The sequence below is a fragment of the Megasphaera sp. AF13-6AC genome (genome assembly GCF_027685385.1).
Lineage (GTDB): Bacteria > Bacillota > Negativicutes > Veillonellales > Megasphaeraceae > Megasphaera > Megasphaera micronuciformis.
The window spans coordinates 1-666 of sequence record NZ_JAQCUN010000305.1; the positions used below are offsets into that span (position 1 = coordinate 1).

The 666-nt window shown below is 41.1% G+C and carries 1 protein-coding gene and 1 pseudogene; both read left to right on the forward strand.

The genetic code is table 11. The features are described 5' to 3' along the window. Positions 1-359, forward strand: a pseudogene (locus PGX78_RS09035) (outer membrane insertion signal); the annotation flags it as partial. 150 nt (positions 360-509) lie between these two features. Continuing rightward, positions 510-666, forward strand: a 157-nt coding sequence (locus PGX78_RS09040) for an S-layer homology domain-containing protein (protein WP_270446630.1), incomplete at its 3' end; no start/stop codon positions are given.

Consider the following 666-nt stretch of genomic DNA (forward strand, 5'->3'; position numbering starts at 1 on the left):
TCAACCTCTTGGGTGAATACCAAAATGTAAATAATCCTAACGGTACAGCTGACGCAGACGTATTCTACGGCAAACTTCAGTACGGTAAAGCTACGATGGCTCAGCCGAAATCGTGGGATCTCTGGGTTGACTACTTGAATGCTGAAAAGAACGGTATCAATGGTTCGACAGGTAACTGGAGAACGGACAACCTTCTCGGTAAGGCTAACGGTGTTGAAACCTGGGGTGCCGGTGTAGACTACACCTTCGCTAAGAATGCTCAGTTCCAGGTTATGCAGTCCTTCGCTTCTAAATCCAAGGACAGCAGTGCATCTGACCCGGACGAACTCACACGTGCACAGTTCGTATTCGCATTCTAAGTTTAACTGAAACTACGAAACAAGACCTTTCTTTTGAAAGGTCTTGTTTTTTGTTATTTAAATATATTTTTTACAATAAATTAAAAATTTGATATAATCATCAAGGAAATTAATGCAAATAAAGCATAATATTTTAAAGGAGTGTTTAGGATGAACAAGAAGACGGCAGCTATTCTCGCAGTTATGTCGGTTGTCTGTTCGACAGGGTTTGCAGCGAATCCGTTTACAGATGTACCTAAGGATAGTTGGGCTTATAATTCGGTCATGGAATTGGCGAATGCAGGTATTATTCAAGGCCTTGATAAGA